This window comes from Rectinema subterraneum, from assembly GCA_009768935.1.
GTDB classification, from domain to species: Bacteria; Spirochaetota; Spirochaetia; order Treponematales; family Rectinemataceae; genus Rectinema; species Rectinema subterraneum.
In genome coordinates, this window is sequence record WESA01000029.1 from 13,313 (window position 1) to 37,942 (window position 24,630).

Consider the following 24,630-nt stretch of genomic DNA (forward strand, 5'->3'; position numbering starts at 1 on the left):
ATTCAATTGGCGCGGCAAGGGGTGGTGCAGAGCGACGCTTCATGCCTTGCCAGCCGCTCGCTTTATCCAACAGCCCTTCATTAAATCACGCACCTGCATCATGCGCAACTCGTGTATAGTGTCACGAACCTTGCATATGCCTTTGTCGGAGCTCCAGCTACTCTTGCTGGAGGTATACAATTTTGCTACGCATTTGAGTGGCTGATCAAAATATGCAATCTTCGTAACACTAGGCAACTCGTGGCATAAATTTGAAGCTGGCCATGCTTTCTCGAGATTGGCACTCACTGCTTCAATTTTTATCCAAAAAACCGGTTAAATCGTCAAAAAATATTTGACAGATCGCAGGTTCCATTCTACCATTTGAAAGGTCCTATCAATATTTGAAACGGACACATACAGGAGGTACTCATGAAAAAAGCAGTAGGATGTATGCTGCTGGTATTGGGAATTGCCGCGCTCATCGTAGCATGCGGCCCGGCAGCCCCAAAAACCGTTAAATTCGGCGTATTCGAACCGCTAACCGGTGCGAATGCTGGCGGAGGCGCACTCGAGGTTGAAGGGATCAAACTCGCCAATGAGATGTATCCTACCGTCAAGGTCGGCGACAAAGAATACAAAATTGAACTCGTAATCGCCGACAACAAGTCGGACAAGGTTGAAGCAGCCAATGCCGCACAGCGCCTTGTCGACAAAGATAAGGTCAATGTCGTACTTGGCTCGTGGGGTTCATCGCTCTCCATGGCAGCAGGCCCCATTGTCAAGAACGCAAAAGTCTCCGCAATCGGTCTTTCGTGCACCAACCCGCTCGTCACCAAGGGTAACGAGTACTATTTCCGCGTCTGTTTTATCGACCCCTTCCAGGGCACGGTCATGGCCAACTATGCTTTCAAGAATCTTAATGCTAAGAAAGCGGTCATCATCCGCGAAGTCTCGAACGACTATTCGGTGGGCCTCGCGAAATTTTTCGCCGACAGCTTCAAGCAGCTGACTGGCGACGAGAACGCCATTCTTGCCGAGCTTAACTACAACACCGGCGACACGGACTTTTCCGCACAGCTGACCGAAGTCAAGAAATTCAAACCCGACGTTATCTTCGCTCCCGGCAACTACACCGAGAGCGCGCTTATCATCAAGCAGGCCAAAGAGCTTGGCATCAAAACGCAATTCCTTGGTGGCGATACCTGGGAAACCCCCGAATTCATCGATGTCGGCAAGCAAGCAGTCGAAGGCGTGGTATTCTCGACATTCTTTGCGACAGAAACACCCATTACCGATACATCCAAAGTGTTCCTCGACGCATATCGTCAGAAATACAATAAAGAGCCCGCAGCGGTCACCGCACTTGGCTTCGATGGCTATCTCGTGGCCCGCGATGCAATCCAGCGCGCAGGCAGCCTCGATAAAGAGAAAGTCCGTGCTGCTATTGCAGTGACCAAGGATTTCCCCGGCGCTACCGGCATGATTACCCTCAACGAGGATGGCGATGCGGTGAAAAGCGCGGTCATCAAGACAATCAAGGACGGCAAGTTCACCTATATGGCGACTGTCCAGCCATATTGAGCTGTCGCACAAGGAGCTGAGGATGCGCGGCGCAGCTGGTTCACACTGCCCGCGCACTTCATGAAGGTCTTTTCAAGGAGCGGATCGTCGTCGAACAAATGCCCGAAGACAGCCGCTCCTTCTTTTCATAGTCACGAGGAAGCATGACACTTTCACTATTATTTCAGCATATCGTCAATGCGCTGTCGCTTGGGAGCCTTTACGCGCTGATCGCGATTGGCTACACGATGGTGTATGGCATCCTGCGGCTCATCAATTTTGCGCATGGCGATGTATTCATGCTTGGAGCATATGTGGCCTTTTACGGCATAACGCTTGTGTCCCTGCCGTGGTGGGCCGCGCTGCTTGTTTCGATTGCATTCACAGCTCTTTTTGGAATCGGTCTCGAGCGCGTGGCATACAAGCCGCTTCGCGATTCGCCGCGCATTTCGATTATGATCAGCGCAATCGGCGCATCGTTCCTGCTCGAGAGTCTGGCGGTGCTGATATTCGGCGGCAGGCCGAAGGGTGTGCCGGTTCCGGATGTCCTCTCGAAAGTCATTCATTTCGGTTCGGTTTCGATGATCACTATCAGCTTGATCATCCCGCTCTTTACGTTTGCGCTGTTGGGTGTGCTCGTCTGGATCGTGAACAAAACGAAAACCGGTATGGCCATGCGCGCTGTTTCGACCGATATCGAAGCTGCCCGCCTCATGGCGGTCGATGTCAATAAAGTTGTTTCCTTTACATTCGGCATTGGGTCGCTGCTTGCCGCATTCGGCGGCATCATGTGGTCATTCAAGTATCCACAGCTGAACCCGCTCATGGGCATGATGCCCGGGCTCAAGTGCTTTATCGCCGCAGTCATCGGCGGTATCGGGAGCATCGGCGGCGCGGTAATGGGCGGTTTTTTGCTCGGCATCATCGAAATCATGATTGTCGCATTTTTGCCGACGCTTTCGGGATATCGCGATGCATTCGCGTTTATCTTGCTGATTGTGGTGCTGCTCGTTAAACCGACAGGTCTTTTGGGCAAGCGCCAGGCAGAGAAGGTGTGATCATGAAAGCTACAACTGGAAAACGACCTTTTGCGCTTACCCGGAACAGGCTGCTCACGATCATCGCGCTTGCTGCCTTTGCCGTGCTGGCCATTATCGCGAACAGTTTTTTTGATGCATTTATGCTCCGGGTATTCAATATGTGCGCGATATACATCGTGCTTGCGCTCTCGCTCAACCTGCTGAATGGCTTTACGGGGCTTTTTTCGTTGGGGCATGCGGGATTTATGGCGGTGGGCGCGTATGTGTGCGCGCTTCTTACTATGACACCTGAGCTCAAGGAGATGAATTATTTCCTTGTTCCCATCGTGCCCTGGCTTCGCAATATTACGATTCCGTTTTTGCCTGCGATTTTGATTGCAGGGCTGGCGAGCGCGTTTGTGGGATTTTTGATCGGAGCGCCGGTCCTGCGCCTGCGGGATGATTACCTGGCGATAGCCACGCTTGGCTTCGGCGAGATTATCCGCGTACTGATTACCAATGCGCAGCCTATTACGAACGGTGCGCAGGGGCTCAAAGGCTTGCCGCGTTATGCGACAACCTTCTCGGTGTGGGTTGCGGCAGGGCTTGTCACTCTGTTTATGGTGCTGCTGATGCGCTCGAGCTATGGGCGGGCAATGAAAGCCGTCCGTGATGACGAGCTGGCTGCTGAGGCGATGGGCATCAATGTATTTCGCGTCAAAGTAACCTCGTTTACCGTATCGAGCTTTCTGGCTGGAGTCGGCGGCGCACTGCTCGGCCACATGATCACGACCATTGACCCGAAAATGTTCACATTTATGCTGACATTCAACATTTTGCTCATTGTCGTGCTCGGCGGCATCGGATCGATTTCGGGATCGGTGATCTCTGCGATCGTAGTGACCATTCTGATGGAAGCACTGCGATTCCTCGACGAGCCTATGAATCTCATTTTTTTCAAGACAGAAGGATTGCCGGGGCTTCGTATGGTCGTCTTCTCGATTTTGCTGATGGTGATGGTCATCTATCGGCAGCGAGGTCTTATGGGCAACAAGGAATTCAGCTGGGACATGCTGCAGGGGCTCTTTGTGAAAAAGGGCCGGAAGGAAGGCGATCATGTCTGAAAACACTTCCGACCTCATGCTGAGCACAGCGCACTTGACCATGAAATTTGGCGGCCTTACCGCCGTGTCGGACCTCAATCTCGAAATCCGCAAGAACGAAATTGTCGGGCTTATCGGCCCGAACGGCGCGGGCAAAACGACAGCATTCAACGTTATAACGGGAATGTACTATCCGACTGAAGGCAAGGTTCTCTTCAAGGGCCGGAACATCACCGGCCTCAAGCCGCACAGCATCACCGCGCTCGGCATTGCCCGCACCTTCCAGAATATTCGCCTGTTCAAGGAAATGTCCGTTCTGGAAAATGTGCTTGTTGCCTGCCATATGAGCATCAATACAGGGATTTTCGGCGCAACGCTCCACCTTCCGGGGTATCGCAGCCGCGAATCGGAGGCGAGGCGCTTTTCGATGGAATTGCTCGAGAAAGTAGGCCTTGTGCACCTTGCGTACGAAAAAGGCACAAGCCTCCCTTACGGTCAGCAGCGCAGGCTCGAAATTGTGCGCGCTCTCGCAACAAAACCCAAGATCCTCTTGCTCGATGAGCCTGCAGCAGGCATGAACCCTCAGGAATCGCGTGAGCTCATGGATTTTATCCGGAAGATCCGCGATGAGTTCGACCTGACGATTTTCCTTATCGAGCACCACATGCAGGTAGTTATGGGTGTGTGCGAACACATGTACGTTCTGGATTACGGCGTGACGATTGCGCATGGCGATCCTGCTTCCATCCAGAAAAACCCGAAGGTCATCGAAGCATATCTGGGGGTGGATTGATGCTGGAAATACAGAATCTCTCGGTGCATTACGGCGGAATCCATGCGCTCCAGGGAATCGATCTCTCTGTGCCTGAAGGCAAGATTGTCACGCTGATCGGAGCGAACGGGGCGGGCAAAAGCACAACCTTGCGGACGATTGTCGGGCTTGTAAAGCCAACAGGCGGCAAGGTGCTTTTGCGGGACAACGTCATATCGGGCAGGCAAACCCAGGAAATTGTGCAGATGGGAATCGTGCTGGTGCCTGAGGGCCGCCGCATTTTCCCGAATCTCACAGTCGAGGAAAACTTGCTGCTAGGGGCCTATGCTCGCAATGACAAAGAAGGTGTGCTCAAAGACCTTGATCATGTCTATGATCTCTTTCCGAGGCTCAGAGAGCGGCGGCTTCAGAAAGGCGGCACACTCTCAGGCGGCGAACAGCAGATGCTTGCAGTCGGCAGAGGTCTCATGTCCCGGCCAAAACTGCTCATGATGGATGAGCCATCGCTGGGCCTTGCACCGCTCATTGTCAAGATGATTTTCGAAATCATTCGGCAGATCAACGCGGAGGGCACAACGGTTCTGCTCGTCGAGCAGAACGCAAAAGCAGCGCTCGAAATCGCCGACTACGGCTATGTGCTTGAAACCGGGCGGATTACGCTGCAGGGCAAGGGGCGCGAATTGCTTTCGGACGACCGGGTGCGCAAGGCGTATCTGGGCGAGGCGCAGTAGCGTACGCAGCGGGGCGGGGCGACGAGGCGGATGAAGCAGGTCGTGCAGCCGCCACTACGCCCGGCGCAGCCTTATGTACAGTATGATTCTGCTTATATTTCGAATCACTCCAAAGAGCATTGCAGTCATGAGTACCGAAGCGATCCCAGGTTCGAAAGCGATAAGCTCCTGATACGGAACCGCTCTTCCTACCAGATATCCTGCAGCGAACGGTGCGAGCACAACCGCAAGCACACGAAGCAAAAGCCCCCCAATTGTTCGTGCAAACGCAAAGCGCGCATAGAGCTGGGATATGCTGGATTCTCTGTATTTGAGAAGGTCGCGCGCCCAGGAATATGAAGAAAGCGTCTGAAGGATTATGCTCAGCAAATAAATAAAGAAGATGAATCCCGCTACCAGTTCCGCACGCCACGACGGGAATGGCCTTCTGCTTTCTCCATTGAACAGAATTTGCTCTGCTGAAGTGACAAGCATAGGCAGAATAAAATTCGAGATGAGGATGCCATTCTGGGACGAAAGAATGGCGATGGCTGCATTGCGCTCAGGATAAATAACGATGCGCGAGGCATAGCCGCGAATGGAGCCGCCCTGGAAAATAAAACGGCCGTCCTTGCTTTCAAGGATGCGCCAACCGAATCCGGTGTCTCCATCTTTGTAGAGAGGCTGATAAAGCAGAGGGGTCTGCGAGGAAGACAAGCCGGGAATGGCCTGGCCTCGCTGCGGGGATACGACAAATTTGAGAAATTTGGCAATATCCGCGCTGGTCGTTACGATGCCATCTGATGCGGCGGCATCGATTGGCACTTTTTCGCGATATGGAAAGGAAAGTCCGAAGAATGAACCCGAGCCGACAGCGATCTGCGCGATAGAAGATGGTTTTGCTGTCGTCAAGTACATCCCCAATGGAATAGTGATCATCGACTCGAGAAGATCGGAATATGGTTTTCCTGTTGCTTTTTCGAGGACGGCTCCCACGATGCGGTACGACAGGCGACTGCGGGTATATTTTTCTGTAGGAAAATGCGATTTCAGAAAAAGCTCGGGATCTGGCAAACCAGCTTCAAGGCCTGTAGTGCCGGGGTCAAATGCAGCCAGGTCTTTTTCGGGAAACGCGACACGGTGTGCAGCGAGCTGGCGAAGGGTGAGCGGCATATCGAGGGCAGCCGAGCTGGCTCTGCGCGCCTTGAGCGAGGCAAGCTCGGGGATGAATTGTGCGATTGGGGCATCGAGGGTGATTTTCTTCTCATTTACAAGCTGACACAGCAGTGTTCCTGTAAGAATCTCGGAAGCCGGTCCCAGGTAGAGCGGAGTTGCACTTTCGAGGGTTTTGCGCTCGCCATCGAATCCATAGGCTTTGTTAAAGGCGATTTCGCCATCTTTGATAATGGCCACTTCATATCCGGCTATTCCTTGGCGTATCCGTTCGTTTGCGAAAAAAGAATCGAAGTCCTTGTAATTTTCAGGCCCAAGATCAGGCAGATACAGCGCGGCAAGAATAATCGCGATGACGAGAATCCATGGGACAAGGCTCCTGAGAAACTTCATTTCAAGCTATGGTACCAAGAGATCGAACGAGGGGCAACAGACAAGGCGCCCGGCGCGCCGAATAGATGCAACGCCGGGGGCTGAACAGATACCACGCCCGGCGCGCCGCCCAGATACCGCGCCGGGGGCTGAACAGATACCACCCCCGGCGCGATTTGCAAATGCGGCGCTCGGCGCGCCGCGCTATTTCTTACAAAGTAAACAAAAGCTCTCCATAGGTCGGCAACGGCCAGAGATCTTTGGGCGTCAGCCGCTCGAGCTCGTCACAGATTTCGCGCACTTCGTCCGTGCGGGGAACTACCGAGTCCCTGAATGCTTTGGCACGTTCCAGTTCATCCTCGATATGCGAAGCATCATTCAATGTTTTTTCGAGGCGGTCGAGTGCTTCTGCGGCTTTGCCTGTGAGCTGGGCGATTCGCTTTGCAAGTGTCTCCTGTATGACAGAAGGAGCGCCAAGGCTGGCAATATTCGTGCATGCGGCGCTATAGCGGCTCGCGGCCTCGCTTGTCGCGGGAATGACGGACCGGCGCACAAGGTCGATCGTCATGCCAGCTTCAATTTTTATCTGCTTTGAATAGCGTTCGAGGTAGACAACCTGGCGCGCTTCGGTCTCCTCCGCAAGAAAAATGCCGAGACTTGTAAGCATTCTAACATTGTCTGCTTTGGTGAGTTCTTGAATCGCGTCTACCGCTGATCGGAACATGGGCAGGCCGCGCTTTTCGGCCTCTCTTGTCCATTCGGCGGAATAGCCATTTCCGTTGAAAACAACGCGGCGATGTTCCTGCCAGGACTTGCGCGCTGCAAGTCGGGCAGCATCGAGAATGGATATGCCTTTGGATAGCTCCTGTTCGATATCGAGCGCGATATGTTCGATTGCTTCGGCGACAGCGGCGTTGAGCATTGTGAGCGGCGTCGCTACAGACTGCGATGATCCGACCATCCGAAACTCGAACTTGTTGCCAGTGAACGCAAAGGGGCTCGTCCGGTTTCTGTCGGAGAAATCTTTAGGGAGTTTAGGCAGGCTGCGAATGCCCAATTCGAGGAAGGCATTTGCAATTTTCTGTGCGCCGTTTTGCGTTTCGAGCGAATCAAAAAGATCGTGCAAGGGGTCGCCGAGATACACTGAGAGAATCGCGGGCGGTGCTTCATGACCGCCAAGGCGGCGATCGTTGCCTGCGGTTGCAGTTGCGGCTCTGAGAAGGCCGGCGCGCCGGTCGACCGCTTCGATGACCGCCAGGGAAAACAATACAAAACGCATGAACTTGTATGCAGCATCTTTTTCGTTCGGGGCATTTGCCACTTCGCCAGGATCGAGAAGATTTGCACCCTTATCGGTGCCGATTGACCAGTTGATGTGTTTCCCAGAGCCGTTGATTCCCGCAAAAGGCTTTTCATGGAGCAGTGCAGCCATTCCATGGTGCTCGGCTACCTTGCGGATAGTTTCCATAACGAGCTGGTTTGCATCTGCTGCGATGTTTGCCTGCGAGTAAATGCACGCGATCTCAAACTGATTCGGCGCTACCTCGTTGTGCTGGGTTTTGGCGGAAATGCCCATGGCCCAGAGCTCGCTGTTGAGCTCATTCATAAAGGCGGCAGCTTTTTCTTCGATTGCGCCGTAATAGTGATCTTCAAGTTCCTGACCCTTCGCTGCCATGGTTCCGAGCACAGTGCGCCCGCAGAGTAAGAGATCCGGGCGCTTTCTGTACAGTTCGGCATTGACGAGAAAATATTCCTGCTCCGGACCTGCATAGGTGATAATGCGCTCGCTTTCGGTGTCGCCGAGCAGTCGAAGCAGGCGCAAACCGGCGCGATTGATTGCTTCCATCGACCGCAGGAGCGGCACTTTCTTGTCGAGCGCGTGCCCTGCATAGGACACAAAGGCGGTGGGAATGCAGAGGACATAGCGGTCGGCATTGCGCTTCAGGAATGCGGGGCTCGTAACATCCCAGGCGGTATAGCCACGTGCCTCGAAGGTGGCTCGAAGGCCTCCGGAAGCAAAGCTCGAGGCATCAGGCTCGCCTTTTACCAGCTCTTTACCGGAAAACTCCATGAGCATGCCGCCGTTGGGCTGTGGCGATACGAATGATTCGTGCTTTTCGGCAGTGAGTCCAGAAAGCGGGTGAAACCAGTGGGTATAATGGGTGGCTCCCAAATCTGAGGCCCACTCTTTCATCGCGGCGGCGACGATTTCTGCGATATCCAGGGTGAGCTCGCGCTTTCCAGCCTGAATTTCGAGGATAGCTTCGAAAGCGGAACGGGGCAGCCGTTCGCGCATGACATCGTTCGAAAAACAGCGGCTGCCGAAATGGTCAGGCAGAGAAAACGTCGACGAGGCATCATTCATACAAATTCCTCCGTTAAGGTTCTTCAGGGTGAGTTGCAATGAATGATGCAAGAATTGTGCCAAATTATCAGGCGCCGTGGGGTTTTGAACGCCGATAAACGCGGCACGGTTACTAGTTATATATTATAAAATGAGTTAAATTCGTTCAATGCGAAAAATATGTAGAAATGCCTCCGTGGAACAGCTTCGGAAGCATCTAGTCAAAGCTTGAACAAGGCTACAAAATTGTCATTCTCGTTATGATTCTTACAATTTTGTCTTAAATCGCCTTGCGTCGATTCTGTAGCGCTGCATTGCGTAGCGCACCCGGCGCTCTGTTGCGCCAAGCCTGCGCGCAGCTGCTGCCGCATTGCCATTTTCGAGCTTAAGCGCTTCTATGATGAGTTCTTTTTCGAGGCGCGCGATAGCGGCGTCGAGGCCGGTTGAGGGCTCTGTCCCCGTGGAAGCTGCCGATTGCAAGCTTGGCGGCAGGTGATACGCATGAATTACCCCATCAGTGGACAGAATAGCCGCGCGCAGAATGCAGTTTTCGAGCTCGCGCACATTGCCCGGCCAATGGTAGATCATGAGAAGGTCGAGCGCAGGGGTCGATATGCGCTGTATTTTTTTGGTATTTTCCCTGTTGAATTTTGCTACGAAATGGTCGGCGAGAAGGAGAATATCAGCGCCGCGCTCTCTGAGTGGCGGAATGTTGATCGGAAACACATTGAGCCGATAATACAAATCAGGCCTGAAATCGCCCTGGTCAACTGATTCCTGAAGGTTTCTGTTTGTTGCGGCGATGACGCGGACATTCGCTTCGATGCTGGTATTGCCGCCAACGCGCTCGAATCGGTGATCTTGCAAAAATCGCAGCAGCTTGACCTGCAAGCCAGGCGAGAGCTCGCCAATTTCGTCCAAAAAGAGGGTGCCCCCGTTCGCTTGTTCGAAGCGCCCTTTCCGCTGTTCGAAGGCGCCGGTAAAAGCGCCTTTTTCGTGCCCGAACAGCTCGCTTTCGATGACCGATTCGGGCAATGCTGCGCAATTCACTGCCACAAATGGATTGTTCGCTCGCGAGCTTTTTTGATGAATCGCACGAGCCACGAGCTCTTTGCCTGTTCCGCTTTCCCCTAAAAGGAGCACGCTGGCATCGGTGCCCGCAACTTGTTCAACCATGGTGAATACTTCGCGCATGACATCCGAGTTTCCGACAATGCCGCACCAGGTTAAGACGGGGTCAGACCCCACCGGGCGGCCGCTGTCGCGTTCGATCTCTTCGGCAAGGCGGGCGCGCATGGAAAGATATTCTTCCACGAGCTGGGCTGCAGTGCGGAGTGCCTGACTTGCGGACAAAAGAAGCTCTGGCGCCGCATCAGCACTGAACATCATACTGAGCACGAAAGCAGTTGAGCCATTCTGTTTTGCTGGAGCCTCGATTACAATCCCTTCGCGGATTCTCTTTTGGACACATTCATCCACTTCGAGCGCAAAACCGCAAGGAGCGGCGCCAAGCCGGACCTCATCGCCAACGGCAATATTGCTTCCATATACCTGCTCATCGCCGCCAAGCACAATGCAGCGCAGCGATTCCTGATGAGTTGATCTGCCGCATGCAGCATACGACAAGGGGCGCAGAATCTGCGATAACTCATTCAGGTACTCGCCGATTGCGATGCCCGGCTCGTCGGAACGCAAAAGCGCGCGCGAAAAGGAGTTCATCGCGTTTGATATGGAAAGTGACATTTCTGTTTCCATCTGAGCATAGGAATACCTGATTTTGCGGGCGGGTTCAAGCTCCGGCGCCCCGGAGATTGCAAAAATGCAAGTTCTTATTAGATAAATATACAAATAACCCCTTGCGCAAGAGTGAACCGCTATGGTAGGGTCAATGCACCGATGGAGGAGCGATTCCCATCAGTACGGGCTGGAGGCAAAGAGAGCCTGCGAAAGCGCCGGAAAGGGGAGGATCGCCGAAGGAACAGTGTCTTTCTCTTGGAGCTGTTCTTGGACGTCCGGGCTAATACCCGACGGCTGTCGCGGGAACACATCGTCCTGCGGAGCGCCTGACGTATGCCTTTCGCTTGTGGCCGAGCGGATGGAACAGGGAATGAATTTCCCTGGCTCGAGTTGCATCATCCGTTCAGCCAATATTCCATTTTAATGGAAGGCTATCGTGGACCTCCTTCGGCATATATGGAGGTACCATGGCGAACATTCAGCATCACTCAGCTTTTTCCCCGAAAAAGAAAATTCCCGTAACCATTCTTGGCGCGACTGGCGTTGTAGGTCAGCGCTTTCTCCGCAGAATTGCAGAGCATCCCTGGTTCTATCCCGCATTCCTTGCAGCGAGCGACCGCTCCGCTGGCAAAACATATTCCGAAGCATGCCAATGGCATTTGCCGGGGCTTCCGTATGCAGGATGCGGCGACATGGTTGTTGTACCATGCTCTCCTGAAGCAGCATTTTCCCCAATCGTGTTTTCCGCGCTCGATGCAGGGCCTGCTCGTGATATCGAGCCCCTGTTTGCAGCGAAAGGAGCCTATGTCTTTTCAAACGCGAGCGCATTTCGCATGGATGAGGATGTGCCGCTCTTGATCCCTGAACTCAATCCCGAGCATTTCGGCCTTCTGGAAAATCAGAAAGCGAAGCGCGGATGGAAAGGCGCCATAGTCACCAACCCGAATTGCACGACGGTCATGCTCGCTGCTCCACTTGCGGCGCTCCAATCGCGTTTCGGAATCGATGCGGTGATGGTAACGAGCATGCAGGCGATAAGCGGCGCAGGCTACCCCGGCGTGCCAGCGCTCGATATTGTCGGTAACGTCATTCCCTTTATCCGGAATGAGGAACCAAAGGTCGAATCGGAATCCAATAAAATTCTGGGCACCTTGACTGCAGGACTCGGCGGCTTGGCAATAACACCAGCCCCATTCGTTGTCTCTGCGACGTGCACACGTGTTCCTGTCATCGATGGGCACACGCTCTCTATTTCTGTCAGGCTTGCAGCAAAGGCAACAATTGACGAGGTGGCCGAGGCATTTACCTTGTTCGAGCCAAAAACCGCACCGTATTCGCTTCCGAGCGCTCCCGAAAAATTTCTTCAGTTCCTCAAAGCAGAAGACAGACCGCAAGCGCGCAAAGATGTCGAAGAAGACAGCGGCATGCGCATCAGCGTGGGAAGGCTTCGTACATGCCCGATTCTTGACTTCAAATTCATCTCGCTCGGGCACAACACCGAACGAGGAGCGGCAGGCGCATCGGTGCTCAATGCCGAAATGGCCTTGGCCATGGGCGTTCTGCAGGGAGTCGGAGAATGACTGCGTTAGTGATGAAATTCGGCGGCACGTCGGTAGGAAACGCCGAGCGCATTCGCGAAGTTGCGCGTATCGTTCAGTCCCGCCAAGGGAGAAAGCGCATCGTGGTCGTTTCGGCAATGGCCGGGATAACGAATTTGCTTTTTGAGATGGCCGAGGCTGCGCGACAGCACGATCTCGATCGGGCTGTGCAGATTCTGAGCAAAATCGAACAGATGCACCTCGAAGCAAGTCGTTCGCTCGATCTTGCCACGCCGGATATTATTGGCAGGATAAAAGAAATCGTAGAAAATCTCCAGCGCCGTATTCATGGCATCGACCTCTTGGGTGAATTGAGCCCCCGAACCATGGATGAGGTGGCCTCTTCAGGGGAACGCTTGTCTTCTATTTTAGTGGCGGGATACCTCGGCTGCCCTTTGCTTGATGCCCGAAAAGTGATTCGTACGGACAGCCATTTTGGTACTGCACGTCCCAAGCTTGCTGCAATCAAAAAGCTCGCGGCACTTCATATAGTGCCTCTTCTTGAATCCTACGATATTATTGTTACACAAGGATATATAGGATCAGAAGATGCGGGCGACACGACGACGCTTGGCAGAGGTGGGAGCGATTATTCAGCCGGGCTCATCGGTGCCGCGTTGCAAGCCGACGAAATTGAAATATGGACCGATGTTGAAGGAATTTTGACTGCGGATCCAAGGCTTGTGCCCTCTGCGCGTACGGTCGAAGTTCTGAGCTATCAGGAAGCAGCCGAACTTGCATCCTATGGGGCAAAAGTGCTGCACCCTGCAACAGTGAGGCCAGCGCTCGATGCGGGAATTCCAGTGACGATTCGGAGTACCTTCAAGCCTGACGGCATGTATTCGACCATCAGCCCGGGCGAATCGAGCGGAAGGCCGTGTGTCGCAATTGCCATGCGGAGAAATGTAGTCATCATCTCTGTGACGCAAGAATCGATGACCGATCAGGCAGGATTCCTGGCCAAGCTTTTCGATGTATTCGGCAGGCGCGGTGTATCGGTCGATCTCGTTTCGACCTCGGAAATATGCGTATCTGTTTCATTGGATAAAAGCGCGCCGCTCGAAGCGCTGACACAGGATCTTGAAAAGCTGGGGCAAGTTTCGATTGCAAGAGAACGCGCGGTCATTGCCGTCGTTGGAGATCTTCTGCGGAAGACACCGGAAGTACTTCGCAAAACTTTCATTGCTATCGACGGGATTCCTGTCGATCTTATCAGTATGGGCGCGAATGCAATCAACCTCAGCCTCATCGTGCAAGAGGCGCAAGCTGACAGAGCAGTGCAGAATCTGCATGCAGCATTTTTTGAAGAGGGGGAGCGTTGACAATGCAAATAGGAATTTTCGGAGCAGGAAAACTCGCCACAGCGATAGCTGAAGAAGCAAACGCGCTCAATGTAAAGGCGGGTTCAAGCGCAGATGTGGTTCGATTCGATATTGTCTGGATGGTCGACATGGGTGATCCAATGCCTTCGCGCCACGCTGATGTCGCAATTGATGCAAGCGTGCCAGATGCGGTTGAAGCGCACCTTGCGTGGGCAATCGATACGGGAACCCCTTTTGTCATTGCAACAACAGGCTGGGAAATTCCCGATATCGCCGCGCGTGTCGGGCAGAAAACAGCGGTTCTTGTCAGCCCCAATTTTTCGTTTGCGGTCACATTTATGCGAAGGATGGCCACACAGCTTGCCACATTTGTGGACTGGTATGGCGAAGGGGACTTAGCTGTGTTCGAACATCATCACGCTGCAAAAAAAGATGCGCCAAGCGGAACGGCAAAATCCTTGGCTCAAGCAATAATTTCTGGGTCGAAACGATATGCAGGCTGGAATGCATCCGGCTGGGAGCAGTGGGATATGAGCAAAGTTCCCATAGCCTCGCTGCGCGCGGGGACCGAAACCGGCGTGCATGAGCTCGTGTTTGATGCGCCGCATGAGCAATTATCGATAGTACATCGAGCGCGGAACAGGAGAGTGTTCGCTTCGGGAGCGCTCAAGGCTGCCCAGTGGATACAGGGCCGCAAGGGTGTTTTTGGCATGGATGATGTGCTGGAAAGCTTGCTGGGGAATGCGTAAGTACATTGGTCGGCACAAGGTTGGGAGCACCAAAAGGAGGCACCTGAATGAAACAGAAAATCGAAGGCTTGGGCGTTGCCATCGCAACGCCGTTTGATGATGCATTCAATGTTGATTATGCGGGATTCGAGCGTCTGCTCGACTTTCTGTGCGGGCGGGATTTCGAGTCGGCAGCAGGCGAATATGCGGAAGCGGCGTTCCGCGATGAGGCTGCGCGCGCAAAATTCCAGCGGTTTTGGCAGGCTGAATCAGGCGGTGCAGATTTCATTGTAGTGCTCGGATCTACCGGTGAAGGCGCGACGGTCGAACCCGACGAGCGGCGCGAGCTGATTCGGAGGGCTGTAAAGCGAATTCTGGGCATTCCGATAGTGGTGGGTACAGGTTCGAATTCGACAAAGGCCGCGGTGAGGCTGACTGAAGAGGCGGTGGATCTGGGCGCCGATGCGGTGCTCGTGGTTGTGCCGTACTACAACAAACCAACGCCGGGCGGGCTTAACGCGCACTTCGAGGCTGTGGCCAAGGCGGCCCGCGGCAAGCCGGTCGTTGTCTACAATGTGCCTGGGAGGACGGGGCTTAACCTGGTCCCGGCGGTTTTGAACCAGCTGTGGCAAATTTCGGGCGTCGAGGCGGTCAAGGAATCTTCCGGCAATCTCGCGCAAATTGGCGAAATCTGCCGCACGCTGCCCCAAGGCAAAACCGTGCTGTCGGGCGATGACGGGCTTGCCTTGCCGGCAATCGCGGTCGGCGCAGAAGGGCTTGTCAGTGTGGCCGCGAATATTCTGCCACGGCGCTATAAAGCTTTGGTGGATGCAGCGCGCGCGGGGCGCCGCCAGGAGGCGAAGGCGCTTCATGCGCGGCTTCTGCCGTTTACGGATGCGCTGTTCCTTGAATCGAACCCGATTCCGCTCAAGGCGGCGCTCAAATTGACTGGGCTGTGCGGAGAGGCCGTGCGGCTGCCGCTGGCTCCGGCTGTTCAGACGACGAGGGAAAGGCTTGCGAGCGTCTTGGCGGCGCTCGGCGCGCGGGAGCTGGCATGAATTCAGCTGCTGATGAATTGAAACGCATATTCGAGGAGTCGGGTAGTTTTTGCGACGCACATTGGTTTGTTTTTCTCGATGCCCTCGAAAAGGGCGAAATTCGCGTTGTCGAGCAACAGGCGGACGGTTCCTGGAAGGTGAATAGCTGGGTGAAGACAGCAATTCTTTCGGGCTTCAAAAAAGGCGGGCTTTCCGCGTGGCCGTGGCCGGCATCGAGCCCAGCCGCAGCGTTGGGGTCGGACCCGGGCTCGGCCAGTCCGAGCGGGAAGACCATCAAAGGCAGCTCGGGCGGCTCACGTCGCGGGGAGGAGAACGGCTTTTTCGACCGGCCTGCATTTCCGCCGCGCCATTTCGAGATCGGGGATGGCGTGCGCATGGTGCCCGGCGGCAGCTCGGTCCGGCGGGGCGCATTTGTCGCTTCAGGCGTGGTCATCATGCCGCCTTCGTACATCAATGTGGGCGCGTGGGTCGACGAGGGAACAATGGTAGACAGCCATGTGCTGGTCGGATCCTGCGCGCATATCGGAAAGCGTGTGCACCTTTCTGCAGGCGTGCAGATCGGCGGAGTACTGGAGCCGCCTCAGGCCAGCCCTGTGATTATCGAAGACGGGGCCTTTATCGGCGGCATGTGTGGCATTTTTGAAGGCATTATTGTCCGGAAAAGAGCAGTGCTCGCGCCAGGCGTCATCATTACCAAAGGCACCAAACTATTCGATCTGGTCAATGGCCGCGAGCTGAGCGGCGAAGTGCCCGAAAACGCCGTCGTGGTCTCCGGAACAAGGCCCGCGCATGGCGAGTTCGCGTCCGAAAAGGGTATTTCCTTATCGGTACCTTGCATCGTAAAATACCGGGACGAAAAGACAGAGAGTTCGGTTGTGCTGGAATCGGCGCTTCGTGGATAGAGAGCAAGGCACGCATTCAGACTTGGAGGAACCATGCGATACAAACTCGGTATTATCGGTGCGGGAAAAATCGGAGAAGCGATTCTCGCCGGCTCGCTTGCCAAAGGCCTGCTGGCTCCATCTGATGTCATTCTTTCCGTGCGAACGGAGCAGCACCGCCAGAATCTCGAAGAGAAATACCACGCGGCCACCGTTCTGCACAACCGCGAAGTAGCAAAGCAATCCGAAATAATTCTCATTTCGGTAAAGCCGCGGACAATTTTCGAAGTGCTCCAGGAAATAGCCGACATCATCCCGGATGAGAGCGTTGTCGTGTCAACCGCCGCAGGTGTGACGCTCGAATCAATGCAGACAAGACTTGCGAGGAAAATCGCGTTGATCCGCGCAATGCCGAACCTTGGTGTTTCCGTATGCGAAGGGATGACCGCGCTCGCCCCCGCGCGTTTTACCGAAGAAGACAAGGTCGAAAAAGTTAAGCAGCTTTTTGAGTCGGTCGGCCGCGCAATCGTGCTGGATGAGCAGTACATGGATGCAGTCACCGGTCTTTCCGGTTCAGGACCCGCCTATGTCTATCTCATAATCGAAGCGCTTGCCGATGGAGGCGTAAAAATGGGGCTTCCCCGCGAAGTCTCCATCGAACTGGCCGCGCAAACCGTTTTGGGGGCCGCAAAAACCGTGCTGGTAACTGGCGAGCACCCGGCAAAATTGAAGGATCAAGTGACGACTCCCGCTGGCTCCACTATCGATGGGCTCATGGAGCTCGAGGATGGCGGCTTGCGTGTAACCCTTATCAAGGCCGTTGTCAAAGCCACGGAGCGCGCGCACCAGCTTCTGCACAAATAGCCCCGGCTGCAGCGCGCGATATCTCGATCTGCGATGGGGGCGCTCAATAATGGCACGCCGGCCTATTCCCTGCTCAGCAGTGAAGAGATGAGCGCTCTTACTTCTTCCGGAATGCTGAGCGATTCTCCAGGTTTGAGGTTTTTCGGCGCATACGATGCAAGCAATTTTTGGGCAAACAATTGGGCGTCGCGAAGCATCCGGCTGTTCGTTGTGTTTCCTGTTTTCTGAATTACTGTAAGGACATGCTTCTGTCTCCCCGGAGAGATAAGGCTGAGAAGGCGTTCATGGGCAATCGCTTCCATGCACCGCAAGATCGATGCGATTTCATTGTCGCTCATGGATGAAAGCGTCGCTTTCAATACCTTCGCTTCAGCAAGCATAACGATTTTGGTCGTGGAACGTATCAAATCCGGGTCGGCAAAAACCTCTTCTTCCTCAAAAGCTTCCAGTCCTTTTATTCTCTGATTTTCTGGCGCTTCAGTTTCGCCTTCTTCTTGGGCAAAAAGATCGAGGAACGCCTGCTGGGCAGTGCTGATTTCGTCCGACATGAGTCTTTGGCGCGCGGAATGGATCATTTCGGCAAGGATCGATGCGCCAATCGGGCCAATGAGGACCAGAATTTTTTCTATATAATAGAGCGAGCATCCAGCGAATGCAGATGCGCTCAATGGCATGCCTGCAATTCGGATTGTGCGTTGGAGGCGGGCGGGCTCCTTGAGTGCTTCTTCGATCGTGTCGGTCAAGTCGCCGGGCACGATAAATTCCTCGAGTGTCGGAATCGTTGCCTTTGCTTTTTCCTGCAACCAGCGAAGTTCGGTTTCGGCAGCGGCTGGTCCGAAGAACGCTGTCATGATGAGAAATATGGTATAAGGATGAATCCCTCTCGAAGCGGCTTCAGTTCCGGCCAGCCAGATAAGAGCGTCGAGCTTGCTTGCTCGCTGTCCGCTGGAAAGAAGCCCGGAACTCAAAAAAGCATCGCGAATTGCTGCTGCGTCCGACTCGCTTGCGAGCAGAAGATAGGCAAGTTTCATTGCTTTCCGGCGTGATTGCTGCGATTGGGTGAACAGGGCTTTGCGGTCTTCGGAAGTTTCCTGGATGGCCGCAATGAATCGACGCACTGATTGAATGGTTTGATCTATTCGAGGATTCCGCTCAGGCGCTTTGCCAGACGGTCCCCAAAGCGCATACATGTGCCCCAGGCGTTCAATCAGCATGCTCTGTTTTCCCTTTTGCCAGCGCAGCCAATGCGCGATCGACTCCACAGTACGGCAGTAGCTTCCGCAGAAGTGTATCCTGATCATCCCCATTTGCGATCGAAAGAATCGCCTCAGCTGCTACGCACTGCCTTAAAAATGCAATTCCTTTTTCCTCGCTCACATAGAGAAGAACTGCCAGAATTTCCTCGAGTATGTCTCCAGCAAGTCCTTCACTTACAAGAAGAAGGCCATACCGGAAAAATATGTCCTTCTCGGAAGAGAACTGATCTGCTGATGGCTGGATTCCTGTTTGATGCAGAGTCCTTGACACATCCACCAGATGATCGATATAAGGAAGCAACGTTTCCATTTCTTGCCGGCTGCAGGAAATCTTGGCCGCCAAGTCAGCGTTCCAGTAGATCATTTTTTCTCCGTGTTTGTCGTGGGCATCTATTTTCTTGCATATTATAGCGCATATCTGGCGGGTTCAGGCAAGCGCGCATATGCCTGGTGTATGTTTTGCCTAGAGACATTGAACCTGCTGCTATATTGCACAAGAACGCATGGTATGACATAATTTGTGAAGCCGAGTGAATAATAACATCCTTTTGCAAGGTTTTCATAATTTTTCATAAAAAAAGCAGAAAAAAATATTGACGAAATTTTTGAAGCGTGATATATTTTTATCGAAAGCAATGAGCTAGTGTCGGTGGCGAAACGACATTTATATAGCTTTTGAACCCTTCATGGTCAGCCTCCTTCCATGAAGGGTTCTTTTTTTCTATACTTGCGGCATGACAATAACCGAATTCGATGCGTGGGCCCGATCGTTTCTGGAAATCGACCAATTGCAGCAAATCGATGATTCTCTCAATGGAATTCAGGTTTCGTGCAGCTCCGCCAAGCAAATAAAGAAGCTTGCGGTTGCGGTGGATGCCTGTGCCGAGAGCATCCGGAGAGCGCATGCAGCAGGGGCGGATCTTCTTTTTGTGCACCATGGAATGTTCTGGGGCAAACCCGAGCCTGTTTCAGGCAGTCTCCGCGAACGGCTGAAAATGCTCCTGGAATTTGACATGGGATTGTATGCATGCCATCTTCCGCTCGATCGGCATCCTGAAGTAGGGAACAATGCGCAGCTTGTAAATCTTCTGGGTGTAACGGAACGGCGGCCTTTTGGCATATACCACGGCATTACCATCGGCTGGGCAGGCACATTGCCAAATCCAATGTCGCTCGATGAAATAATCCTGAAAATCTTGCCCGATCGTTCTTCTCCGAAGTCAGTGATCGCCGCTGGGCCGAGCGAAATCAACACCGTGGCGATCGTATCGGGTGGAGCTCCGTTTGAATCGCTCGAAGCGCTGGCAGCAGGCATCGATCTGTATATAACCGGCGAGCCCTCACATTCTGTGTATCACTATATGCTCGAAGGCGGCATGAACTTTGTTGCGGCAGGCCACTATGCCACCGAAACATGGGGCGTAAAAGCAGTTGCAGAGAAAGCGCATGCCGAGCTCGGGCTTGAAACCATTTTCATCGATCTGCCAACCGGACTATAACATGAAAAAAGCGATATTCTGGGCTCCTCTTGTGTGTGCTGTGCTGATTATCATTGCGGACCAAATTGTAAAAGCGCTGGTGGTCAGTCATATTCCGGAAGGCAGGATTTATGCGCGTTTTTTCGGGGATTTTGTCTGGATTGTGCATGCGCGAAATACCGGGGCTGCCTTTTCGCTCGGCGCTTCGTCGGCGCCGCTGGTCCGGTTTCTGTTTTTTATTGCGCTTCCGGTTGTGGTGCTTGGAGGCGTGCTCGTTTATTATTTCAGAGCCGCTCATCTTACTCTCTTATTGCGATGGTCGATGGGCCTTATACTTGGCGGCGGTATCGGCAATCTCATCGACCGCATTTTCAGGCCCGAGGGAGTGGTCGATTTCATTTCATTGAAAATGTATGGCTTTTTGGGAATGGAGCGATTTGCGACCTTCAATATCGCGGATTCAGCGATTACTATTGGCGAAATTCTGCTGATAATCGGGTTGCTTATCGCTGAATTGCAAAGATCCAAAGTGCATCCTTCGTAATTTCGGAGTAGGGGAGCTGCAAATGAGCAAAATGCCTGCAAATAAAGGAAAGATTGTGCTGTTCGTTCTCGGCGCAACCGCTGCCAATCTGGTTCTCATGGCAGCATGTTTTGCGCTCCTGATGGTGTTCTATTCGCTCGCCCTGTCCAAAATCCTTCCTCCGGAAGCGCTCATCTGGGCGATTGCGGTGGCATTTCTGCTTGCGCTTGTCATATCAACGCTGGTCTACCGGAAGCTGCTCAAATTCCTGCGCGATCGGTACCATCTGGATGAGTATCTGGGCATTCCTTCGAAATAGGCCGAAAGCTATCGATATCATTTTTCTTTACCTATTCCGGATTTCATGCGATAATTTTTGCACACAACATTTACCCAAGGAGACTTCAAATGATAGGTGCGCGCGAAAGGCTCGAGCGGATGGGTGTCACTGTGCCCGAAATCTATCTGCCGAGCGCTGGCATCGATTATCGCAAATGGGCGGTTGTCGCCTGCGATCAATATTCTTCCGAGCGCGAATATTGGGAAGACGCGAACCGCGAAATAGGGGAAGCCCCTTCGACGCTCAGACTGATTTTCCCGGAATGCTATCTCGAGGATGCGGACAAGGACGCGCGCATTGCGAATATTCAGCGCACAATGCGCGAATACCTCGAAAAGGGGATACTTGAATCAAAAGGCTATGCATTTGTGCTTGTTGAGCGGACGACTCCGTTCGAGGCAAAGCCGCGCCTCGGGCTGGTTGTGGCTATCGATCTCGAGCGCTATCAATATGGAAAGGATTCGAAGAGCCTAATTCGGCCAACAGAAGGAACGATTGTCGAGCGCCTGCCGCCGCGTATGGCCATACGCAGAGGTGCCGCGCTCGAGCTTCCGCACATTATGATTCTTATCGATGATCCTGCTAGAACGGTGATCGAGCCGATGTATGAAAGGCGCCAATATTTCGAGCGCGCCTACGATTTCGACCTCATGAAAAATTCGGGGCATGTGCGCGGTTGGCTGGTGCGCGAGGAAAACCAGCTCGCGCGCGTTGCGGAAGCCCTTGAACGCCTGGCAGATCCAAAAGCCTTCCGGGCGAAATATGGAAAGGACGAAGTGCTTCTTTTTGCAGTGGGCGATGGCAATCACTCTCTTGCGACTGCCAAGGCTATCTGGGAAGAGACGAAAGCGGCGTATGCGGGGAGTCCAGGCGCCGAAGCAATTCTCGCACAGCATCCAGCGCGCTATGCGCTTGTCGAGCTTGTCAATCTGTATGATGAAGGGCTGCCGTTTCACCCTATTCATCGGGTGCTTTTCAATATCGACGCGCAGGATTTCCTTAAAAAGCTTGTTGAAGCGGGCGCCAACATTGCCTATATGCCTGATGCAGCGCAGGCTTTTGCCGCGGTTGATGCCTCGGCGGCGAAGGATGCAGGCAGCTCGCATGTGTTCGCCTTTGTAAGCGATAGCCGCGCCGGAACAATTACCTTCGAGACGCCGCGAGCCCGCCTTGCGGTTGCCACAATTCAGGAGCACATCGATGCATATCGCGCCAGCCATAGCGAAGTAGGAATCGATTATATCCACGGCACCGCAAGCACCGAAACGCTCGGCCGCAAAAAAGGCAATCTCGGCCTTTATTTGCCGCCCGTCGACAAGTCTTCATTTTTCAGCGTCGTGATCCATGACGGGGTCATGCCGCGCAAGACGTTTTCGATGGGCGAAGCGCCGGAGAAACGCTTCTACATCGAAGCGCGCAGGATAACCAATGATTAGATGCTGCGGCTGGCGCAAAGAGGGGCAGTTTTGCACCGGCTTTGGGGGCTGCTCCTTGTGCTGAGCGCTATCCGCTATGCGCCCTGCGCAAAAGCGACTGCTGTTCCGGATAGCATTATTGTGGTATCATAATTTGAACCGATAAAAAGATTTTCGAAGGAGGAATCGATGGTTATATTGCTCGCAGATGCATTCGCGCCCGACCTTCCGGGCCGCCTCGCCACTTTTGGTGAAGTGACATCCGATATGTCACGGCTTGGCGACGCCGAGGTGCTTATTGTTCGCTCGAAAACGAAGGTGGACAAGGCGATGATCGATGCGGCGCCGAAATGCAGGTATATTATCCGAGGCGGCGTTGGGGTGGACACGATCGATGTCGAGTATGCCAAGTCAAAAGGAATTGCGGTCGATAACACACCTGAAGCATCGAGCCTTGCCGTTGCAGAGCTCGCCTTCGCGCTTATGATCGCCATGCCCAACCATCTTGTGCGCGCCGATAATTCGATGAAAGAGGGCAAGTGGCTCAAGAAAGAGCTTGAGCGCACTGAACTCAATGGTAAAACCCTTGGGCTCATTGGCATCGGGCGCATCGGACACGAATTGGCGCTTCGTGCCAAAGCCTTTGGTATGTCCGTTATTGCTTACGACAAATATGTCACAAGCTCCGAAGTTGCTTCTCTGGTCAGCCTCGATGAAGTGTATGCAAAGTCGGATTACATCAGCCTGCATACGCCGCTCACCGACGAAACGCGAGGCATGATCAACGCCGCGTCCATCGCTAAAATGAAAAAGGGCGTATACCTGATCAACACCTGCCGCGGTCAAGTCGTCGTGGAGCAGGATATCGCAGATGCGCTCAATTCCGGCAAAATGGCCGGTTATGCCACCGATGTCTACAACAAAGAGCCGCCTGAAGGCTCGCCTCTGCTCAAAGCGCCCAATGTCCTCATGACCCCACACCTTGGCGCTTCTACCGAAGAGAACCTGCTCAGGCTCGGCGATTCCATCGTCGCGCGCCTCAAGAAATACAGCGGAAAATGAGACGAGCTTTGAAAAAACAGCAGCCGCATGAGTCAAATCAGCTTTTAAGAAGGAGATCTCAATATGAAACGAGTAATCAATTTTAATGCGGGCCCCGCAGCCATCCCTCTCGAAGTGCTGCAGAAAGCCCAGGAAGAAATGCTCGATTGGAACGGCACCGGCATGTCGGTCATGGAAGTGTCCCACCGCTCCAAAGAATACGAGGCAATGCACAACGAGGCTCAGGACCTCTTCCGCAAGCTGGCGGGCATGGGCCCTGAGTGGAAGATTCTCTTCCTTACCGGCGGTGCTTCGAGCCAGTTCTTTATGATCCCTATGAACTACCTCTTTGGCGGTCGCAAGGCGACCTACCTTGTCACCGGCCACTGGGGCAAGGCAGCTATCAAGGAAGCCAAACATTTCGGGCCCTTCGATGTGCTGACTACTGAAAACCCCGACGGGACCTTCACACGCGTTCTCAGGCAGGACGAAATCAAAATCGACCCCTCCAGCACCTATGTCCACATGACCAGTAACAACACTATTTTCGGCTCGCAGTGGCACTACTGGCCCGAAGTCGGCAAAGTCCCTCTCGTGTGCGACATGTCGAGCGATATTTTCTCGCGCCCCTTCCCGGCCGACAAATTCTCGCTCATCTATGCGGGCGCGCAGAAAAACCTCGGTCCTTCGGGCGTGACCGTCGTCGCAATTCGCGAAGATTTCTACAACCTTGCCCAAGAGCAGGCCAAACTTCCGACCATGCTTTCGTTCCGCACCCACGCCGAAAACAACTCCCTGTACAACACGCCCCCTTGCTTCTCGATCTACATTCTCAACCTTACGCTCAAGTGGCTGCTGAACACCGTCGGGGGGCTCGACAAGATGGCCAAGATCAACGAGGAAAAGGCCCGCATCCTCTACCAAGCCATCGACAATTCCGACGGCTTCTACTGCGGCCCAGTCGAAAAGGATTCGCGCTCACAGATGAACGTGGTATTCCGCCTGGCCACCCCCGAAATGGAAGAGACCTTCGTCAAGGAAGCGAAAGCGGCAGACATTATCGGCGTAAAGGGCCACCGCTCGACCGGCGGCATCCGCTTCTCGACCTACAATGCCAACCTCGTCGAGAACGTGAAGAAAGCCGCTGACTTTATGGAAGAGTTCCGCCGAAAGCATCGCTGAGCGGGCGTTTGGAAATCAGCTACAAAATGGGCTGCCCATTTGCGGACAGCCCTTTCTCATTGTGCGCCCGGCAGGGCGCACTCACTAGCGGGTGCGGCAATACATTGCCAAGTCCCGTCTGGGCCCGGTAAGGGGAACCAGTAGCCGAACGCCAAGGGTGTCCATCGCGAGG

The 24,630-nt window shown here is 53.8% G+C and carries 22 protein-coding genes and 1 riboswitch; of the genes, 17 read left to right on the forward strand and 5 right to left on the reverse strand.

Features of this window, described 5'->3' with window-relative positions:
- Window positions 1-411 precede the first annotated feature (411 nt).
- The 5 genes from GAP13_RS08285 (at window position 412) to GAP13_RS08305 (ending at window position 5,167) form a co-directional block, all read left to right on the forward strand.
- The gene (locus GAP13_RS08285) at window positions 412-1,563 is read left to right on the forward strand and encodes an ABC transporter substrate-binding protein (protein ID WP_158907858.1); all 1,152 of its coding nucleotides are present in this window, start codon (window positions 412-414) and stop codon (window positions 1,561-1,563) included.
- A 143-nt stretch (window positions 1,564-1,706) separates the two neighbouring features.
- Window positions 1,707-2,600, forward strand: coding sequence for a branched-chain amino acid ABC transporter permease (locus GAP13_RS08290; RefSeq protein WP_158907859.1), 894 nt, complete (start codon window positions 1,707-1,709; stop codon window positions 2,598-2,600).
- 2 nt (window positions 2,601-2,602) lie between these two features.
- Window positions 2,603-3,685: a branched-chain amino acid ABC transporter permease gene (locus GAP13_RS08295; protein ID WP_158907860.1), complete on the forward strand. Its 1,083-nt coding sequence runs from the start codon at window positions 2,603-2,605 to the stop codon at window positions 3,683-3,685.
- Window positions 3,678-4,457, forward strand: coding sequence for an ABC transporter ATP-binding protein (locus tag GAP13_RS08300; RefSeq protein WP_186338836.1), 780 nt, complete (start codon window positions 3,678-3,680; stop codon window positions 4,455-4,457). Before GAP13_RS08295 ends, GAP13_RS08300 begins: the two co-directional genes overlap by 8 nt.
- Window positions 4,457-5,167: an ABC transporter ATP-binding protein gene (locus GAP13_RS08305; RefSeq protein WP_158907861.1), complete on the forward strand. Its 711-nt coding sequence runs from the start codon at window positions 4,457-4,459 to the stop codon at window positions 5,165-5,167. Before GAP13_RS08300 ends, GAP13_RS08305 begins: the two co-directional genes overlap by 1 nt.
- 54 nt (window positions 5,168-5,221) lie before the next feature.
- Here GAP13_RS08305 and GAP13_RS08310 read toward each other — a convergent pair whose 3' ends face one another.
- From GAP13_RS08310 to GAP13_RS08320, 3 genes are all read right to left on the reverse strand, one after another.
- A complete protein-coding gene (locus GAP13_RS08310; protein WP_158907862.1) occupies window positions 5,222-6,712 on the reverse strand; it encodes a serine hydrolase domain-containing protein in 1,491 nt (496 codons plus the stop codon).
- Between the two features lie 190 nt (window positions 6,713-6,902).
- The gene (locus GAP13_RS08315; protein ID WP_158907863.1) at window positions 6,903-9,056 is read right to left on the reverse strand and encodes a glutamine synthetase III family protein; all 2,154 of its coding nucleotides are present in this window, start codon (window positions 9,054-9,056) and stop codon (window positions 6,903-6,905) included.
- Between the two features lie 246 nt (window positions 9,057-9,302).
- Window positions 9,303-10,754 carry a sigma-54 interaction domain-containing protein gene (locus tag GAP13_RS08320; protein WP_241864322.1) on the reverse strand — a complete coding sequence of 484 codons (1,452 nt, stop codon included), beginning with the start codon at window positions 10,752-10,754 and terminating at the stop codon, window positions 9,303-9,305.
- 170 nt (window positions 10,755-10,924) lie between these two features.
- A riboswitch (Lysine riboswitch) is annotated at window positions 10,925-11,106 on the forward strand.
- 133 nt (window positions 11,107-11,239) lie between these two features.
- Between GAP13_RS08320 and asd the strand changes: the two genes are divergently transcribed.
- Genes asd through proC form a run of 6 tightly spaced genes read left to right on the forward strand, consistent with a single transcriptional unit; the run spans window position 11,240 to window position 17,223 of the window.
- Window positions 11,240-12,352 carry an aspartate-semialdehyde dehydrogenase gene (gene asd / locus GAP13_RS08330; RefSeq protein ID WP_158907866.1) on the forward strand — a complete coding sequence of 371 codons (1,113 nt, stop codon included), beginning with the start codon at window positions 11,240-11,242 and terminating at the stop codon, window positions 12,350-12,352.
- Complete coding sequence (gene lysC / locus GAP13_RS08335; RefSeq protein ID WP_158907867.1) at window positions 12,349-13,692, forward strand: lysine-sensitive aspartokinase 3; 1,344 nt, start codon at window positions 12,349-12,351, stop codon at window positions 13,690-13,692. The genes asd and lysC overlap by 4 nt, the downstream gene beginning before the upstream one ends.
- A gap of 2 nt (window positions 13,693-13,694) precedes the next feature.
- Complete coding sequence (locus tag GAP13_RS08340) at window positions 13,695-14,441, forward strand: 4-hydroxy-tetrahydrodipicolinate reductase (RefSeq protein WP_158907868.1); 747 nt, start codon at window positions 13,695-13,697, stop codon at window positions 14,439-14,441.
- Window positions 14,442-14,488: 47 nt separating this feature from the next.
- Entirely contained in the window at window positions 14,489-15,478 is a 990-nt protein-coding gene (dapA, locus tag GAP13_RS08345; RefSeq protein WP_158907869.1) for a 4-hydroxy-tetrahydrodipicolinate synthase, read from the forward strand.
- A complete protein-coding gene (locus GAP13_RS08350) occupies window positions 15,475-16,380 on the forward strand; it encodes a 2,3,4,5-tetrahydropyridine-2,6-dicarboxylate N-succinyltransferase (protein WP_158907870.1) in 906 nt (301 codons plus the stop codon). The genes dapA and GAP13_RS08350 overlap by 4 nt, the downstream gene beginning before the upstream one ends.
- A gap of 33 nt (window positions 16,381-16,413) precedes the next feature.
- The gene (gene proC, locus GAP13_RS08355) at window positions 16,414-17,223 is read left to right on the forward strand and encodes a pyrroline-5-carboxylate reductase (protein WP_158907871.1); all 810 of its coding nucleotides are present in this window, start codon (window positions 16,414-16,416) and stop codon (window positions 17,221-17,223) included.
- Between the two features lie 62 nt (window positions 17,224-17,285).
- On the opposite strand, the gene GAP13_RS08360 is transcribed toward proC, so the two are convergent.
- Window positions 17,286-18,437, reverse strand: coding sequence for a hypothetical protein (locus GAP13_RS08360; protein WP_158907872.1), 1,152 nt, complete (start codon window positions 18,435-18,437; stop codon window positions 17,286-17,288).
- Entirely contained in the window at window positions 18,427-18,843 is a 417-nt protein-coding gene (locus tag GAP13_RS08365) for a hypothetical protein (RefSeq protein WP_158907873.1), read from the reverse strand. The genes GAP13_RS08360 and GAP13_RS08365 overlap by 11 nt, the downstream gene beginning before the upstream one ends.
- Before the next feature lie 370 nt (window positions 18,844-19,213).
- Here GAP13_RS08365 and GAP13_RS08370 point away from each other — a divergent pair, with 370 nt between their 5' ends.
- The 6 genes from GAP13_RS08370 (at window position 19,214) to serC (ending at window position 24,458) form a co-directional block, all read left to right on the forward strand.
- Window positions 19,214-19,978 (forward strand): Nif3-like dinuclear metal center hexameric protein, encoded by a 765-nt coding sequence (locus GAP13_RS08370; protein WP_158907874.1) that lies wholly within the window; start codon window positions 19,214-19,216, stop codon window positions 19,976-19,978.
- 1 nt (window position 19,979) lies between these two features.
- The gene (gene lspA / locus GAP13_RS08375; protein ID WP_158907875.1) at window positions 19,980-20,501 is read left to right on the forward strand and encodes a signal peptidase II; all 522 of its coding nucleotides are present in this window, start codon (window positions 19,980-19,982) and stop codon (window positions 20,499-20,501) included.
- 22 nt (window positions 20,502-20,523) lie between these two features.
- On the forward strand, window positions 20,524-20,799 hold the full coding sequence (locus GAP13_RS08380; RefSeq protein ID WP_158907876.1) for a hypothetical protein: 276 nt from the start codon (window positions 20,524-20,526) through the stop codon (window positions 20,797-20,799).
- An 89-nt stretch (window positions 20,800-20,888) separates the two neighbouring features.
- Window positions 20,889-22,256, forward strand: a complete 1,368-nt coding sequence (locus GAP13_RS08385) for a DUF1015 domain-containing protein (RefSeq protein WP_158907877.1) — start codon at window positions 20,889-20,891, stop codon at window positions 22,254-22,256.
- A 168-nt stretch (window positions 22,257-22,424) separates the two neighbouring features.
- Window positions 22,425-23,297, forward strand: a complete 873-nt coding sequence (locus tag GAP13_RS08390) for a hydroxyacid dehydrogenase (RefSeq protein WP_158907878.1) — start codon at window positions 22,425-22,427, stop codon at window positions 23,295-23,297.
- 63 nt (window positions 23,298-23,360) lie between these two features.
- A complete protein-coding gene (gene serC / locus GAP13_RS08395; RefSeq protein ID WP_158907879.1) occupies window positions 23,361-24,458 on the forward strand; it encodes a 3-phosphoserine/phosphohydroxythreonine transaminase in 1,098 nt (365 codons plus the stop codon).
- Window positions 24,459-24,630 lie beyond the last annotated feature (172 nt).